Source organism: Streptomyces sp. NRRL B-24572 (genome assembly GCF_002156145.1).
GTDB classification, from domain to species: Bacteria; Actinomycetota; Actinomycetes; order Streptomycetales; family Streptomycetaceae; genus Streptomyces; species Streptomyces vietnamensis.
This window is the reverse complement of the sequence record NZ_MWIG01000031.1, coordinates 12,500-27,791: the sequence shown is the minus strand read 5'-3', so window position 1 is coordinate 27,791 and position 15,292 is coordinate 12,500. Positions and strand designations below refer to the sequence as shown.

Genomic DNA, 15,292 nt, shown 5'->3' with positions numbered 1-15,292 from the left:
GGGCCAGGAGTTCCTCGGCGAGGCCGGGCCTGGCCCCCACCTCCTCCACCACGTTGTCCACGACCACGTCGATGGCCGCCATGCGCTCGACGACGCCGCAGCCGCCCAGCGGGCCCTCCTCGGGCAGCATGACCGGCGTCCGGCCGGTGACGGCGAGGGGCTCCCAGGAGGTGGAGACCATCATGGGCTCGCCCCCGTCCCGGTACACGTACCGCGTGCACATCACCCGCTCCCCCGGCTCGATGCCGAGCCGCTCGGCCACTTCGGCGCTCGCCGGCTCCTGCTCGCTGCGCGACTCCCAGGTGCCGCGGGCCCCTTCGGCGGCCTGCTCCTGCCGGAAGGGGCTGGCGCCGGACGCGGGACGGTAGCCGGAGCGGGCGATCCGCCGCGGCACGGGACGCTCGCGCACATAGGTCCCCGAACCCGAGCGCCCCTCCACGAGCCCCTCGGCCATGAGCACCTTGCGGGCCTCCAGCGCGACGGTGTCCGACACCCCGTACTCCTCGCGGATGCGTGCCTGCGAGGGGAGACGGGTATGCGGCGGAAGCGAGCCGTTGGCGATCTTCTCCCGCAGATCGCTCGCCACGCGCAGGTAGGCGGGCTGCTCACCGAACGTCACTGGACACTCCCCTCAGGTTGACTGACAGCTACAGCCTGACAACCGACGGTCGCGATCCGCAAGCATGGGCCAAAGTTTCACTCGAAGTGATGAATGCATCGGTTACCCACGGTCACATCACGAGGTGACCGGCTCGGACCGGCTCAGCCCCTCAGACCGAGGTGCCCTCGCCCTCCGGCAGCGTGTCCGTCAGACCGAGCGCGGTCCGCGCGTCCGCGCCCAGGTCCTCGGGGAGGGCGTCCCAGGCGGCGTCGTACGCCTCCCAGTACGCGTCCGCGTCGGGCGCCTCGGCCAGCTCGCCCCAGCGCTTCGAGGCGGTGGCGAGCTCCTTGCGGAGCGCCTCGACCGGGGCCGTGGACTCGCCCGGCCAGTAGTGCCGCCCCAGGCCCTCGCGGGCCGCGTCGATCGCCGCCAGGAGCTCCCCGGCCCAGGCCTTGTTGGCGGCGAAGTCCTCGTCCGGGTCGTCCTCCGGCTCCCGGTAGGTGACCCTCTCGATCGGGTTCACGGTGGTCAGGAAGTGGCTCTGGTCCCCGTTCAGGGTGGTGCTGTCGGAGCGCACCGAGCCCGAGAACCTCGTCGTCTTCTTCTGGCCGGAGAACGCGCAGGTCACGGCCCGGTCGCCGAGCCGCCAGCTCTGGCTGCTGGGCGGGTAGTAGGCGATCCAGACGTCCCGCGGGATCGCCCAGGTGTCCATCGCGTACGCCGCGTTGATCGTCTCGCAGCGCTCCTCCGCGAGCTCGTCGATCGCGTCCTCGCCGGGCCACTCGTCGAAGCCGGTGAGCTCGAAGCCGCCGCTGACCTCGCCGCTGTGCGGGCGGGCGCAGTCGACGACCCTGATGTCCGTCGCGTACTCCGTCCCCTTGCTGCTGTCGGTGAAGCACTGCCCCTTGCGCAGCGAGAACGCCGACTGCGAGCGGGCGGCCTTGTCCATGCCCTTCTTGAAGTCGTGCCACGCCGAGCCGATGCCGCCGGTCGCGAGCCCGATGACGAGCAGCAGGGAGCTGAGGGCGGAGAGCACGATGCCGGCGATCGCGAGCCCCTTGCCGTCCTGGTCCTTCTTCTTGATCTGCGGGAGGGCGACGAGGCCGAGGACCAGTCCGAGGGGCGGGAGGCAGCAGACGATGCCGGAGACCAGGGAGCCGATGGCGAGGCCGTTGGTGGTGCGCCGCGGCGGCTGCCCGTACGGGACGGCACCGGGCACGCCGGGCTGACCGTACGGGGTGTACGGCATCCCCGGGGAGGTGTACGGGCCCGGGGCGGGCCATCCTCCGGACTGCGGGCCGCCTGCGGGCGGCGGGGTCGGCTGGCTCGGCTGGATCGGATCCACGGGTGCGGGGCTCCTGTTGCGGCGGTCGACGCGAACAAACGATCGGTCGCGCATCGTACGTAAGGGGCGGCCGCCCGCAGGCGACCGCCCCCCACTTTCAGGTGCAGACGTGGATCAGGCGCGGATCAGGCGCGGTTCAGAACTGCAGGGCCCAGGAGTCGATCTTCCCGGTGTCGTAGTTCGCGTTGTCGGTGACCCGCAGCTTCCACGTGCCGTTGGCGACCTCCGAGGAGGCGTTCACGGTGTACGTGGTGTTGATGTTGTCCGCGCTGCCGCCGGTGCCGAAGGCCTTCAGCGTGTACGCCGAGCCGTCGGGGGCGATCAGCTGGACCTGGAGGTCACCGATGTAGGTGTGGACGATGTTCACGGGCACCTGGAGCGCCGAGGGGGCGTTGCCCGAGACGCCGCTGACGGTGACCGGGGACTCGACGGTCGCGTTGTCGTTGATCGCGTAGTCCGTGGTGTTCTCGAACTTCGGGCCGGTGGGCGGCGGGGTGGTGCCGCCGCCGACGTACAGCAGCCTGTTCGGGGAGCCGGTGCCGGGGCTGGTGACGACGTTCGGGGTGGCGGCGGTCGTCAGGGCCGTGGAGACCTGTGCCGGGGTCGCCGTCGGGTTGTCCGCCAGGTAGAGGGCGGCGGCGCCGGCGACGTGCGGGGTCGCCATCGACGTACCGGAGATGGTGTTGGTGGCGGTGTCGCCGGTGCCCCAGGACGAGGTGATGGAGGAGCCCGGGGCGAAGAGGTCGAGACCGCTGCCGTAGTTGGAGTAGCTGGCCTTGGCGTCGCTCGACGTGGTGGCACCGACGGTGATGGCCTCGGCCACGCGCGCGGGGGAGTGGTTGGCGGCGTTGTCGGTCTCGTTGCCGGCGGCGACCGCGTAGGTGACGCCGGAGGCGATCGAGTTGCGGACGGCGTCGTCGAGGACGGAGTCGACGCCGCCGCCGAGGCTCATGTTGGCGACGGCCGGCTTGACGGCGTTGCGCGTCACCCAGTCGATGCCCGCGACGACCTGCTCGGTCGTGCCGGAGCCGGAGTTGTCGAGCACGCGGACGCCGACGATCTTCGCCTTCTTGGCGACGCCGTACGTGGAGCCCGCGACGGTGCCGGCGACGTGGGTGCCGTGGCCGTGACCGTCCTGGGCGGTGTTGTCGTTGTCGATGGCGTCGTAGCCGTAGGAGGCGCGGCCGCCGAAGTCGGTGTGGGTGATGCGTACGCCGGTGTCGATGATGTACGCGGTGACGCCCTGGCCCGCGGAGTCCGGGTAGGTGTAGCTCTGGTTCAGCGGAAGGGCCTTCTGGTCGATCCGGTCCAGGCCCCAGGAGGGCGGGGAGGGCTGGGTGCCGTCGATGTGGAAGACGCGGTTCTGGACGACCTTCGTCACGGCGGGGTCGGCCGCGAGCTTCCGCGCCTGCGCCTCGGAGAGCTCGACGGAGTAGCCGTTGATCGCCGAGGTGTACGTCCGCTTGATCTTCGCGCCGAACTTGGCGGCGACGGCCCGGCCCTTGGCGGTCTCCGCCTGCGCGGACTCGTCGAGGGTGACGATGTAGCTGCCCGGGACGGTGCCCTCGGCCCCGGCGTTCTCGATGACGCCCGTGGGGGCGGCCTGCGCGGCGGCCGCCGGGAGGGCGGAGAGGGAGCCGAGAGCGAGCGCGGCGACGGCGATGGCCGCGGCGGTGGCTGTCCGGCGACGCGGTGCACGCATCACTGACATGCGGGGGGTCCTCCTCGTGGGGTAAGGCAGGAGCGCGACATGAATTCACGGCATGGACATGACAATCCGACGCGAGGGGTCCGCGCCGTCTCGAACGTCCGGCTGCCGAGCGAAAGGTTGGCTGATCCATAGGAATCTCACAAGGGCTCCCACAACTCCGCAACGCCCGTGCCACACAGCTGACATGCTGCCGATCATGACCGCCTACGAGTGCCCTCGCTGCCGGATCCAGTCCCCCACCGACGCCCTCACCTGGCGTTGTCCGAAGTGCCGCGGCCCCTGGGACCTCGCCTTCGAGAGCGCGCCGGTCTCCCTCCCGTCACTCGCGTCACGTGTGAATTCATTGTGGCGTTACGAGGAGGCGCTCCCTCCGCTCCCGTACGGGCCCGAGGTGAGCCTCGGCGAGGGCCGCACGCCCCTCGTCCGCCTCACCGAATCGGTTTCGGCCAAACTCGACTTCCTCATGCCGACCCTGTCCTTCAAGGACCGCGGCGCCGTGATGCTCGCCGCGCACGCCCGCCGCCTTCGGCCCCGTACGGTCCTCGCCGACAGCAGCGGCAACGCGGGCACGGCGATCGCCGCGTACGGCGCGCGGGCCGGGCTCGACTGCGTCGTGTACGTGCCCGAGGGCACGTCCCCCAAGAAGCTGGAGCAGATCCGGGCGCACGGGGCCCGGATCGTCGAGGTGCCCGGCGACCGCGAGGCGACCGCCCGGGCGGCGCGCGAGGCGGCCGACGAGCCGGGCGTCTTCTACGCCTCGCACGTCTACAACCCGTACTTCCTGCACGGCACCAAGACCTATGTGTACGAGCTGTGGGAGGAGCTCGGCGGGCGCCTCCCGGACACGATCGTCGTCCCCGTCGGCAACGGCACCCTGCTCCTGGGCGCCGCCCTCGCCGTCGAGGAGCTGTACGGCCACGGGCTCGTCGAGCGCCGGCCCGCGCTCGTCGCCGTCCAGGCGGAGGCCGTGTCCCCGCTGGCCGCCGCCTTCCACGCGGGCGCGGAGGACCTGGCGGAACCGGCCGTCGCGCGCCCCACCCTCGCCGAGGGCATCGCCATCCCGGCCCCGCCCCGCGCCGGCCAGATCCTGCGGGCGGTCCGCGCGACGGGCGGCACGTTCCTGACGGTGACGGAGGAACAGATCCGCGCCGCCCAGCGGGACCTGGCCGGCCGGGGCCTGTTCGTGGAGGCGACCGGCGTGGCCTGCTGGGCGGCGGTGAACGCGGCCCCGCCCCGCCCCGGCCTCACGGTGGTGCCGCTGTGCGGGGCGGGTGCGAAGACGGGGCTGGTGACCTGAACCGCGTACGGCTCGGAGCGCGGGCCGACTGAGCCCCGCACGGACCGGAGCTCGTACGAACCGGAGCTCGTACGGACTAGAACTCGTCGGCGCCGTTGCGGAGCTCGTACGTCCAGTAGCCCGTCTTCGCGGCGGCCTCGTCGACGGCGAGGCCGCCGGCGGGGGCCTTGACGACGATGCTGCCCTCGGCCGGGCCCTCGGGGGCGAAGAGGTTCACGTTGAACTCCTTCACGACCTTGTTGTCCTCGTGGACGCCGCCGAGCGCGATCCGCACGTTCGCGTAGGCGGGCGCGCCGGCCTTCAGGACGATCGGTGCGGCCGGCTTGCTCTTCGCGACGGCCGGGATGTCCTTGGCGGTCTGGATCGGGCCGAAGGCGATGAGCGGGTACTCGAGCAGGGTGCACGAGCGGCCGGAGGTGTTGGTGGCGGTGAGGGTGATGTGCTCGGTCGGGACCTCGTCCGCCTTCGCCGCCGTGACCTTGATGTCGCCGTAGGCGCAGGCGGGGGTCTTGGCGGAGCTCTTGCCGCCGGTGGAACCGGTCGAGCCCGTGGAACCGGCCTTGGAGCCGCCCGTGGAGCCGGTCGAGCCACCGGCCGTGGAGCCGCCCGTGGTCGTCGAGCCACCGGTGGTCGAGCCGCTCTTCGTGGCGGTCTGGTCCGCCGTGCCGCCGCCGGTCGTGCCGTTGTCGCCCGTACCGGTGGAGGACTGGGTGGCGGCGCTCGCGCTGCCCGCGTCCTTGGCGCCCGTGGCGTCCCCGCCGCCGCAGGCGGTCAGGCCCAGCGAGAGGGCGGCGATGGCGGCGGCGGCCAGGACGGTGTGCTTGCGGTGGTTGCGCATGGTGGTTCTCCCCCGTTGACGCGGTCGGTCGGCGCGCGTGGTCCACGTGCGCCGTTGCACCTCACTCGGTGCTGCATCCAGCTTCCCGACCCGCGCTGCCGTCCCGCTTGCGTACCGCTAACGATCCGCTGACAGCCGCGAAAGGTGCGCCGCCGCCCGTGCCGAACCCTCGGTGAAACCGGCCGCGTCGGCCGCGACGATCGCCCGTTCCAGCTGGTCAGCGGCCTCTTCGAGACGGCCGATACCGGCGAGTGCCTCGCCCCGGGTGATCTGCAGCGAGGCCCGGACGACCACCGCGTCGGGCGCGACCAGTTCCCCGGCGCGAAGGGTGTGCGCGAGCGCCGCCTCGTACTCCTCCGCCTTGAGGCAGTGGCCGGCCAGGTGCTGGAGGGTCAGCACCTGGGTGGAGGGGTGGCCGGTGCGGTCGGCGAGGTCGACGGCGTGCAGCATGAGCAGCCCGGCCCGCTCGTGCTCGCCGGTCGCGTCGAGGACGGCGGCGTAGTTGACGTACGCGATGGCCTCGCTGATCGGGTCGCCGACCCGGGCGGCCAGGCCGGGCGCCTTCTCCAGGTGGACCAGGGCCTCGGTGCTCCGGCCCTCCTCGTGCAGGATCCAGCCGAGCAGGGCACGCGCGCGCGACTGCGCGTCGAGGTCGCCGATGGCCTCGGCCGAGGCGAGCCCGGCCTCCAGGAGCGGGGTCCAGCCGTCCCCGATCCGCCGGAGCATCAGCGGCCACGGCATGAGCGCGAGCCGCCAGGCCCGGTCGTGCATCCCGAGGGCGGCCGCGGCGGCGACCGCGCCCTCCAGGGCGGGGCGCTCGGCCGCGTACCAGTCGAGCGCCGCCGTACGGTCCTCGAACTCCCTCGTGGCGGCGGGCCGTCGGGCGTCGGCGGGCAGCGCGTAGCAGGGCTGCGAGCCCGGCTCGGCGGCGGCGTCGGCGGCGAGGCCCGTGTACAGGTAGTGGTCGAGGAGCCGGGGCAGGCCCTCGGGGTCGGCCTGCGGGGCGAGATGGCGGGCGTAGAGGCGCACCAGGTCGTGCGGCGTCCAGCGGCCGGGGACGGCCTCGGTGAGCAGGTGCGCGGCGGTGAGCCGGTCCAGGTCGGCGGAGGCCTGCCCGGGGGTCGTCCCGGCGAGCGCGCCCGCAGCGAACCGGTCCACATCGGATCCCGTGTGCAGGCCGATCGCTCGGAACATCCGGGCGGCGGACTCGGGCAGCTGCTGCACGGTCAGCCGGAGAGCAGCGGAGACGCCCCGGTCCTCCACGTCGAGGAGCGCCAACCTCCCCTGCTCGTCGGCGAGTTCGCCGACCATCGCGTCGAGGGTCCACTGCGGCCGCTCGGCCAGGCGGGCCGCCGTCACGCGGAGGGCGAGCGGCAGGCCGTCGCAGAGCCGGGCGAGCCGGGTGGCGGCGGCGGGTTCGGCGGCGACCCGTTCCTCGCCGAGCACGGTGGTGAGCAGGGCGGTCGAGGCGGCGGGCTGCAGGTGTCCGAGCGGTACGGGGCGGGCGGCGTCGGAGGCGATGAGGCCGCCGAGCCGGTCGCGGCTGGTGACGAGGGTGGCGCAGTGGTCGCCGCCGGGCAGCAGGGGCCGGACCTGTTCGGAGGAGCGGGCGTTGTCGAGGACGACGAGCAGCCGGCGCCCGCCGGTGAGGGAGCGGAACAGCGCCCCGCGCGCGTCGACGGTCTCGGGGACCTTCAGCGGCGGGACGCCGAGGGCGAGCAGGAACTCCCGCAGGACGGCGGCGGTTTCGGGCGCGGGGGTGTCGCTGAAGCCGCGCAGGTCGGCGAAGAGCCGCCCGTCGGGAAAGTCGGCGCGGCGCTCGTAGGCCCAGTGCACGGCGAAGGCGGTCTTGCCGACGCCGGCGGGCCCGGTGACGAGGCAGACGGGGCCGTCCCCGGCGCGGACCGCCCGGTCGAGCGCGGCGAGTTCGGCGCCGCGCCCGGTGAAGCCGCGCGGAGCGCGCGGCAGGCCCTCGGGCGCGGGGGCCTTGACCTCGGCTGCGGGGCGGGGCGCGGAGACGGGCTCGGCGGAACGGAGCAGCGTCGCGTACGCCTCGCTCAGCGTCTCGCCGGGGTCGACGCCCAGCTCCTCGGCGAGCAGCCGCCGGGTCCGGTGGTACCAGTCGATGGCGTCGGACTGGCGGCCGGAGCGGGCGAGGGCCAGCATCAGCGCGGCGGCCAGGGACTCGCGCAGCGGGTGCGCGACGGCCTCGGTACGCAGGACGGCGGCGGCCCTGCCGTGCTCGCCGAGCCGCCCGTACGCCTCCGCGAGGGCTTCCACCGAGGAGAGCCGCATCTCCTCCAGGCCCCCGGCGGCGGCCTCAAGGGGTCGACTGTGCACGGTCCCGGTGAGCGCGGGCCCCTGCCAGTACGACAGCGCCTCGCGCAGCATCCGCACGGCGTCGGCGGGCCGCTTCTGCACCCCGGCGAGCCCGACGAGCTCCTCGAACCGGTGGGCGTCGACGAGCGACTCGGGCATCCGCAGCACATAGGCGGACCCCTGCGTGGCGAGCTCGACCCCGTACGCCTCGGCGCCGTGCTCGGCGAGCAGCGCCCGCAGCCGCGAGACGTGGCCCTGGAGGACGGTCTTGGCGTGGGTGGGCGGCTCCTCCTCCCACAGGGCGTCGATCAACTGCCCCACGTTCACCGCGCTGTTGGGGCGCAGCAGGAGCATGGCGAGCAGACTGGACCGCTTGGCGGGCCCCAGGGCTACGTCTCCGTCCTCCGTCACCAGCGCGACGGAGCCGAGCAGCCGGAACTCCACCTGTATTACCTCCGCGATCCCTCTCCCCCGTTTCCCCAGCAGTCGAGGATACGTGGGGCGAGGGGCCCACCCGTGCCGAGGCGGGCCGTCCGCCCCCGGGGGCGGGCGCGATCGAGCCGACTCCGGAGAACGCCTCCGCCCCCTCCGTGTCACCTGACTGCCCCGCCCACGTTGCCGGTCGTCCGCCCCGGTCATCGGATGGAGCGGGCGGACACAAGCCCGCACGAGGCCACCGGAAAGGAAGGAATGGGCGCTATGTACGTTCGCAGCATCTACGCAACGGGTGATCCGGCCGCGCTCGACGGGGTCGCCGAGGCGCTCCGGACCGAGGGGCGCGAGCTGCTGTCGGCACAGCCGGGCTACCGCGGGATGGGGTTGTTCGTCGACCGCGAGCTCGGCAAGCTCCTGGTGGGTTCGTGGTGGGAGGACGAGGCCTCCCGGGAGGCCAGCTTCGAGAAGCTGCGCAAGCGGCGGGACGAGCTGCTGTCGCCGTTCGCGCAGACGACGGCGGTCGACAACTGGGAGGCGGTGGTCGCCCGGCGCGCGGAGGACCTCGGGCCCGGCGCGGCGTTCCGCCTGCTCCGGATGGACGTCGAACCGTCCGACGTCGACCTGCTGGTGAGCACGTTCCGCGACACCTCGCTGCCCAAGGTCCAGCAGATCTCCGGGCTGTCCGGCATCTCCCTCCTCGTCGACCGCGACCACGGCAGAGCCGCCATCGGCGCCCTCTACCCCGACCGCGCCGCCCTCGCGGCCTCCCGCGGCCCCATCGCGGCGGTCCGCGGAGAAGCCATGACGAAGACCCACGCGACCACCCGCAGCCTCGAGGAGTTCGACGTGCTCCTCGCCACGGCGGTCCCCCACGCCTGACTCCGCGGCTCCGCGCCGACACGGGAACGCGGAAGGGGCCGGACTCTTCCGAGTCCGGCCCCTTCCGACCTGTACGACTAGACGTTGAAGCGGAATACCTGAGGCCAGATCCTGACCTGCGACGGAGCCCCATCCAAGGCTCTGACCTGGGGTTTCCGCGTTGGCATGCGTTGACTCCCGACGGCCGTTTACGGGTGTCCTGCGGACTGGCTGCGGACTGGCAGACATCCGCAATCCCCCAGTCAGCGGTTCGGCGGAACGCTTTCAGTGAGTTCCTGGTACGCGTCCATGACATCACCCACATGCAGCGTGATGACCTCGTCCTCCGACGGGACTCCAGAGCTGCCGTGCGCGTCGTAGACCCGCAGGTCCCGCACTGCGGCAGCCTTCCGAGCGAGTTCGCGCGCGAAGCGACCATTACCAAGCCGGTCGATCAGGCCATTGGTGACGACGAGGTCACATGACGTGCGCAGCGCAACCGCTGCCTCGTCGGTAAGGGCATCGCCTTGGGCTACCAGGAATGACTCCGCGATCAGCACCAGCTCGTCAGCCGAGTAGGCAGGGAAGTCCACCCGAGTGTTGAAGCGGGAAGTGAGACCCGGGTTGGTGGACAGGAGGTCATCGATCTCGCTCGGATAGCCGGCGAGAACCACAACCAGGCGGTGCCTGTCGTCTTCGGCTCGTTTGAGGAGCACCTGTAGGGCTTCCTTGCCGAAGGCGTCACCTCCCGAGTACCCGGTGTTGGACAGTGCGTACGCCTCGTCGATGAAGAGAACGCCGTCCAGGGCCTCGTCAATGATCTTTGATGTCTTGATCGCCGTCTCTCCGAGGTGCTGTCCCACGAGATCAACGCGCTGGGCTTCGACGACGTGGCCTCGGGCCAGCAAGCCAAGCCCTGCGAAGACCTTGCCTACAACGCGGGCCACCGTGGTCTTGCCCGTGCCGGGCGGCCCGGCAAATACCAAGTGCTGTGGAGCCGGTGCCGCAGCCAGGCCCTGACCTCTTCGCACTACCGCCATCCTCAGCTGTGCCGACAGGGTCCGCACCTGGCGTTTCACCGGGGCCAGGCCGACCATCTCGTCGAGTTCGGCCATCGCCTCGTCCAGCAATGCCGAACGCTCCTCGTCACTCAAAGTGACGCCGGAGGAATCCTCACGTCGTTCTTGCGCAGCCCCAGCAGCCTGGGCGGGCAGGCGCGCAGCAGGCGAGGCCACCACCTTCGCCCGCTGGGCCACATCACCCAGGGTCGGGCTGTACCGGAACGCTGTCTGGAACTGCTTCAGGGCTTCCTCAGCCTGGCCGAGCTGCTCATACGCACGGCCACGCAGGTAGGCGACCTCCCCGAGAAATCCGGCGTTATCAGCCAACGCTTGTGGGAGGGGGCTCAACACGTTGAGCGCCTCGTGGGATACGCCTTGGGCGATAAGACTGGCCGCAACACAGAGCTGCGACTCGTCCCGTAGGAAGGAGTTCCGGATTCCCTCGGCAAAGGTCAGAAGGAGTGGCCAGTCCTTCTTCAGGACGGCGTAGCGGGCGCAGACGAAGCGGGTCTCGTCGCAGTCGAGCACTGCGTGGGAGAGCATGTTCCATGCTTGATCGAGTAGGCCGTCGTCCAAGAACTTCGCCGCCCTCGCGAGCCACAGATCACGAGACGTCTCTAAACGGAAGTTCACATAGCTCCCGATCTGGAACCGGGAGGACAGCGGGGTCTGGAGCTTCGTGCGCAGGGCACCGAAGGACTGGGCTTGACCATGCATGGCCTCGATCGCCTGGCCCTGGAGCTGCCCTGCGGCATGCAGTCCCAGCCAGGCGTCAGCAGCAAGAGGGTTGTGCGCGACGGCCGCGTGAAAGGATGCAGCCGCAGCGGCCCGATTACCCACCCTCAGCTGCGCAACCCCTTCGAGCCACGCTTGCTCGCAATTCTTGATCGAACGCCGTGATACGGACGGCCCCTGCACCCAGGTCTCCAGTGCTGTCGTTGGCTGATTCAAGATTCGCCCGCCTTGGATAGACGGGCTAGTTCCACCCGTCAAGTGATACCTGAGAGTTGCCACCCAAGTAGTGATGCAGGGCGCTGGCAGTGGTATCCACGAAGTTCTCGGGGACAGCGTCGGTGTCGACCCAGCGGACCTGGGAGTGCTTGCGGGGTTCGCGGTTTTCGGGTTCGCCGGTCCATTCGTGGGCGGCGAAGACGACGGTGAGGAAGCCGTTGGGGGCTTCGACGCCCCAGGCACCGTGGATGATGTGGGCGACCTTGAGGGACTCGGGCTTCACCATGAGGCCGGTCTCCTCGTAGAGCTCGCGGACCGCGGTTTCGGTGATGGGCTCGCCGGGCTCGCTCTTGCCGACGGGGAGGTCCCACAGGCCCTGGGCGAACTTGGCGTTCTCGCTGCGCTGGAGGAGGACGACGCGGTTGGTGGCCTTGTCGTGGACGATCACGGCGGCGACCAGCAGGGTCATCGATTCGAGCGCCGGCTTGAGGGCCTTCGGCTGGTCGTCGGTCTGCTGAGTCACGGTGTTCCCTTCGTCGGGCGGGTTGTTGGGCATGTTAGGCGAGGGCCTCGCGGGCGCGGCGGGCGAGATCGGCTGCGCCAGGCACTTTGCGGCGCTGGTAGACCGCGAGCGTGGAGCGGATCGAGGTGATCGCCTTACGGGTTCGGTCGGAGGTCATGCCTTCCATGAGGACCAGGGCTTGCGTCCAGGCGGCGACGGCTTCGTCGGCGCGGGCCTGGGCGGCGAGGCTGTCGCCGAGGTCTGCGTGGGTGAGGGCGTGGACGCGCTTGTACTTCTCGGGGTCCCAGCGGGTGAGGGCGTCTCGGTGCTGCTGTTCGGTGCCGATGTGGTCGGCGAGGTCGGTCAGAGTGCGGGCGGTGTGGCTGGCTACGGTGCCGGCGGCGGGGCCGCTGACGCGGGAGTAGCTGGGCTGGGGGCGGTCGTCTCGTAGGAGGGCGTCCTCGGCGGCGAGCAGGGCGCGCGCGGCCGACGGGTTCTCGTTGGTGGCTGCGTAGGCGCGGGCGTGGGTGATGTGGAGGAGGGCCTCGGTCTGGCCGTCGACGTGGCCGAGACCTGCGCGTAGGGCGCCTTCGACGAGGTCGACGCAGTGGTGGGGCTGCTTGAGGCTGAGGGCCTGGTGGGCGAGGGCGCGCATCATCCAGGCGGCGTGGCCGTGGGGGTCGGCTTCGCAGGCGAGCTTGTAGCCGACCTGGTAGTAGCGCTGGGCGGCACCTTCCTGACCCAGGTCGTGGTGCTTCCACCCAGCGAGGTAGGCCAGCTCGGCGACCGCGCCGAACGCGGCCCGACGTAAGGCTTCGCTGGGGAATCGGCCCCGAAGCATGGGGGCGGCTGTGTCGGCAAGGTAGGCGGTCACCGTGGTCAGGCCGTGGCCACCCCCGAGGCGCTCGTCGGCCGCGCTGAACGCTGCCGTGATCTGCCGTACGACGTCCACCTCCTCGACTCCGACCAGGGACGTGCCGGTGCGGGCGCGGAGCATGCGGGCAGTGGCCTCGTGGTCGTAACCGAGCGGCATGGCAACGCCAGCGGTGGTGAAGGCCGCAATAGCGAGAAAGCGACGCCGTTCGACGTCGGCGCGGCCCAGGTCGGTGGCGGCGAGGACGGGGTCGGATTCCGTCGGCGCATCGGCATCACCGGCCTGGAGGCCGATCTCGGTCTGGGTGATCGTGCGCCCCGCTCGGCGGGACAGCGCCTCGGCCAGGTACTGACCTACCCGGCCCGACGGGGCGCGGGTGCCGTTCACCCAGTGAGAGATGGCCGACTTGTTGGTCTGGAGGATCTCGCCGTTCTCAGCGGCGATGCGCCGCACGTCTCTGGCGAGGGCCTCGTAGGTGCAGCCGACCGCGTCGATGGCATCGCGCAGACGGGAGTTGGGTTCTCTCTGCGCCGGCACGATCGCCTCCGCCCTGGAGCTGTAAACCGCGTATACCGCTTCAACTGCTCTACACCGTACCCACTGTGCGTGACCACCGGTTCACTTGTCAGCAGCCGCCCGGAACGGCGCGACCGTGATCCAGGCTCCCCCCTGGGTCTGGGCGGCACCCCGAAGTTCCGTACGCCCACACCAGGCTCGGGCATTCCTGTGCCCGAACCCGGCCGATCAGAGACGGAGAACACGGTGACCACCATCGACACCACGGCCATCACGGTCGAGCTGCCCGAGGCGTTCGACCTGCGCTGGAGCCGCCTGCCCGGGATTCAGGTCGACGGCCGGCGCATCACCATCGACCCGGCCGAGTACTTCTTCCGCTTCGAGTCGAGCACCTGGCTCGTCGCCGACTGGGAGCTGGTCAAGGCCCAGCTCCTCGGTGCGGACGAGACGACCGAGAGCGCGGTCGAGCAGCTCGCGCTCGACTTCATCAAGCAGCACGGTGAGTCGACGCCCGACGCGGCCCGCGTCGTGGCCACCGCGTACGAGGTGTACGCGTACCTCTTCCGCGAGGAGCACCTGGCCGGCCTCGGCCTGCCGCAGATCACCGCCGAGCACCTGCGGATGCTGCGCGAGGCGGCCACACTCATGGCGCTCAACAAGGTCGAGCTCGACGGGCACATCTCCAACGTCGGCCCGTGCTGGTTCTTCCCCGCCGCCACCTCCGTCGTCTTCGACCTGGACGACGAGACGGGCGGGATGCTCGACGAGGTCTACCACGGCGGCTGGTTCAACGAGCACCGCCGGATCGAGTCCATCAAGGCCCACGCCGCCCTCGGCGGCCGGCTCGTGCACGGCTGCCAGTCCGTGCCGGACCAGTCCGGCGGCGTGGTCGCGCCCTACGGTGCCTCGATGGCGAACTTCCGCGACGACCTCGCCGCGTTCAAGGCGGGCTGGATCGAGCAGGTCTACGCCCACCGTGTGAACCCCGCCGCGTAACCCATCCGATCAGGCTCCGGGGCGGGCCGGCATCTCTCGCCCGCCCCGGACGCCACCATCACCCCGGAGCCCGCCCGTGACCACGAACCCCAGCGCCGAACTCCTCGACAACCTGCTCACCATGACCGGCCAGACCGCCGCCGTACGGGAGGAGGTGCGTGTGTGGTCCATGTCCGGCGTTGAGCGCGTGGCGTTCCCCAACGGTGCCACGGCCATCTTCAAGTACGCCAAGAAGCCCTTCGACAGCGAGGACCAGGCCCTCCGCCTGGCCCACACCCTCGGCGTTCCCGTCCCCCAGGTCCATGCCTCCGCCGTCCTGGACGGCTGGCTCGGCATGCTCATGGAGGACCTCGGACCGTCCGTCCGCGAGGCCGACGACCTCGACGGCGTCGCCGCGGCCGTGATTCTGCACGGCACCCGTACGGCTCCTCCCTTGCCCGTCCTCGACCAGGACCGGCTGCGCACACTGCCCGCCCGGGCGCTGGAGCACCTCGAACGGCTGCGCAAGGCCGATCGGTGGCAGGACGCCGACGACGTCGAGGACGCGCTCGACCAGATCGCCCAGGCCGCCGAGGCCCGCTCGGCCGGAGCGACGCTGGAACCGTTCGGCTGGGTGCACTCCGAGTTCCACCCCACCAGCCTCCACATCGGCGAGCGCGGCTGGCGGCTGCTGGACTTCGCCCGCGCCTTCACCGGCCCCGGCCTGCTCGACCTCGCCAGCTGGCACGGCACCATTGAGCCCCCGCACCCCGTGCGCCTGCGCGTCTTCCTGGAGCAGTACGTCACCGCCGGCGGCACCCCCGACGCCCTCGCCCCACGAGGCGGGCTCACCGCCGAGAACTGGGCCCTGGGCTGGCACCGCATGTGGGCCGTCGAGTGGTTCATGGACCAGTCCATCCGGTGGATCGACGACCCGGCCACAGACCCCGCCTACATCAAGGCCGTCCGCCGCCACCTCACCGACGTCCTCCACCTCCTGGAGATCTGA

At 71.4% G+C, this 15,292-nt stretch carries 12 protein-coding genes; 4 read left to right on the top strand and 8 right to left on the bottom strand.

What is annotated here, in order from left to right:
- The 3 genes from CCN56_RS02060 to CCN56_RS02050 form a co-directional block, all read right to left on the bottom strand.
- The coding region (locus CCN56_RS02060; protein ID WP_086822693.1) for a GntR family transcriptional regulator at nt 1-619 on the bottom strand (619 nt) is incomplete at its 3' end.
- 151 nt (nt 620-770) lie between these two features.
- On the bottom strand, nt 771-1,946 hold the full coding sequence (locus CCN56_RS02055) for a DUF4190 domain-containing protein (RefSeq protein ID WP_179199640.1): 1,176 nt from the start codon (nt 1,944-1,946) through the stop codon (nt 771-773).
- Between the two features lie 136 nt (nt 1,947-2,082).
- Complete coding sequence (locus tag CCN56_RS02050) at nt 2,083-3,657, bottom strand: S8 family peptidase (RefSeq protein WP_086822688.1); 1,575 nt, start codon at nt 3,655-3,657, stop codon at nt 2,083-2,085.
- A 184-nt stretch (nt 3,658-3,841) separates the two neighbouring features.
- On the opposite strand from CCN56_RS02050, the gene CCN56_RS02045 reads away from it, so the two are divergent.
- Nucleotides 3,842-4,954 carry a threonine synthase gene (locus CCN56_RS02045; protein WP_086822686.1) on the top strand — a complete coding sequence of 371 codons (1,113 nt, stop codon included), beginning with the start codon at nt 3,842-3,844 and terminating at the stop codon, nt 4,952-4,954.
- Nucleotides 4,955-5,030: 76 nt separating this feature from the next.
- On the opposite strand, the gene CCN56_RS02040 is transcribed toward CCN56_RS02045, so the two are convergent.
- Together CCN56_RS02040 and CCN56_RS02035 are read right to left on the bottom strand one after the other, a co-directional pair.
- Nucleotides 5,031-5,792, bottom strand: a complete 762-nt coding sequence (locus CCN56_RS02040) for a DUF4232 domain-containing protein (protein ID WP_086822683.1) — start codon at nt 5,790-5,792, stop codon at nt 5,031-5,033.
- Nucleotides 5,793-5,909: 117 nt separating this feature from the next.
- Complete coding sequence (locus CCN56_RS02035) at nt 5,910-8,555, bottom strand: BTAD domain-containing putative transcriptional regulator (RefSeq protein ID WP_086822681.1); 2,646 nt, start codon at nt 8,553-8,555, stop codon at nt 5,910-5,912.
- A gap of 255 nt (nt 8,556-8,810) precedes the next feature.
- Between CCN56_RS02035 and CCN56_RS02030 the strand changes: the two genes are divergently transcribed.
- Nucleotides 8,811-9,425 carry an antibiotic biosynthesis monooxygenase gene (locus tag CCN56_RS02030; protein WP_086822678.1) on the top strand — a complete coding sequence of 205 codons (615 nt, stop codon included), beginning with the start codon at nt 8,811-8,813 and terminating at the stop codon, nt 9,423-9,425.
- Nucleotides 9,426-9,667: 242 nt separating this feature from the next.
- Here CCN56_RS02030 and CCN56_RS02025 read toward each other — a convergent pair whose 3' ends face one another.
- The 3 genes from CCN56_RS02025 to CCN56_RS02015 are packed head-to-tail and all read right to left on the bottom strand — an operon-like array spanning nt 9,668 to nt 13,329.
- On the bottom strand, nt 9,668-11,416 hold the full coding sequence (locus CCN56_RS02025; protein ID WP_256961663.1) for an AAA family ATPase: 1,749 nt from the start codon (nt 11,414-11,416) through the stop codon (nt 9,668-9,670).
- 25 nt (nt 11,417-11,441) lie between these two features.
- Entirely contained in the window at nt 11,442-11,972 is a 531-nt protein-coding gene (locus CCN56_RS02020; protein WP_086822676.1) for an NUDIX domain-containing protein, read from the bottom strand.
- 1 nt (nt 11,973) lies between these two features.
- A complete protein-coding gene (locus CCN56_RS02015; protein WP_086822674.1) occupies nt 11,974-13,329 on the bottom strand; it encodes a transcriptional regulator in 1,356 nt (451 codons plus the stop codon).
- Nucleotides 13,330-13,554: 225 nt separating this feature from the next.
- Between CCN56_RS02015 and CCN56_RS02010 the strand changes: the two genes are divergently transcribed.
- A complete protein-coding gene (locus tag CCN56_RS02010; RefSeq protein WP_086822673.1) occupies nt 13,555-14,304 on the top strand; it encodes a hypothetical protein in 750 nt (249 codons plus the stop codon).
- Nucleotides 14,305-14,380: 76 nt separating this feature from the next.
- A complete protein-coding gene (locus CCN56_RS02005; protein ID WP_086822671.1) occupies nt 14,381-15,292 on the top strand; it encodes a phosphotransferase family protein in 912 nt (303 codons plus the stop codon).

Coding starts and splice junctions, on each gene's coding strand:
- CCN56_RS02050 (WP_086822688.1), bottom strand. CDS start 3,657: ATGTCAGTGATGCGTGCACCGCGTCGCCGGACAGCCACCGCCGCGGCC.
- CCN56_RS02045 (WP_086822686.1), top strand. CDS start 3,842: ATGCTGCCGATCATGACCGCCTACGAGTGCCCTCGCTGCCGGATCCAG.
- CCN56_RS02040 (WP_086822683.1), bottom strand. CDS start 5,792: ATGCGCAACCACCGCAAGCACACCGTCCTGGCCGCCGCCGCCATCGCC.
- CCN56_RS02030 (WP_086822678.1), top strand. CDS start 8,811: ATGTACGTTCGCAGCATCTACGCAACGGGTGATCCGGCCGCGCTCGAC.
- CCN56_RS02020 (WP_086822676.1), bottom strand. CDS start 11,972: ATGCCCAACAACCCGCCCGACGAAGGGAACACCGTGACTCAGCAGACC.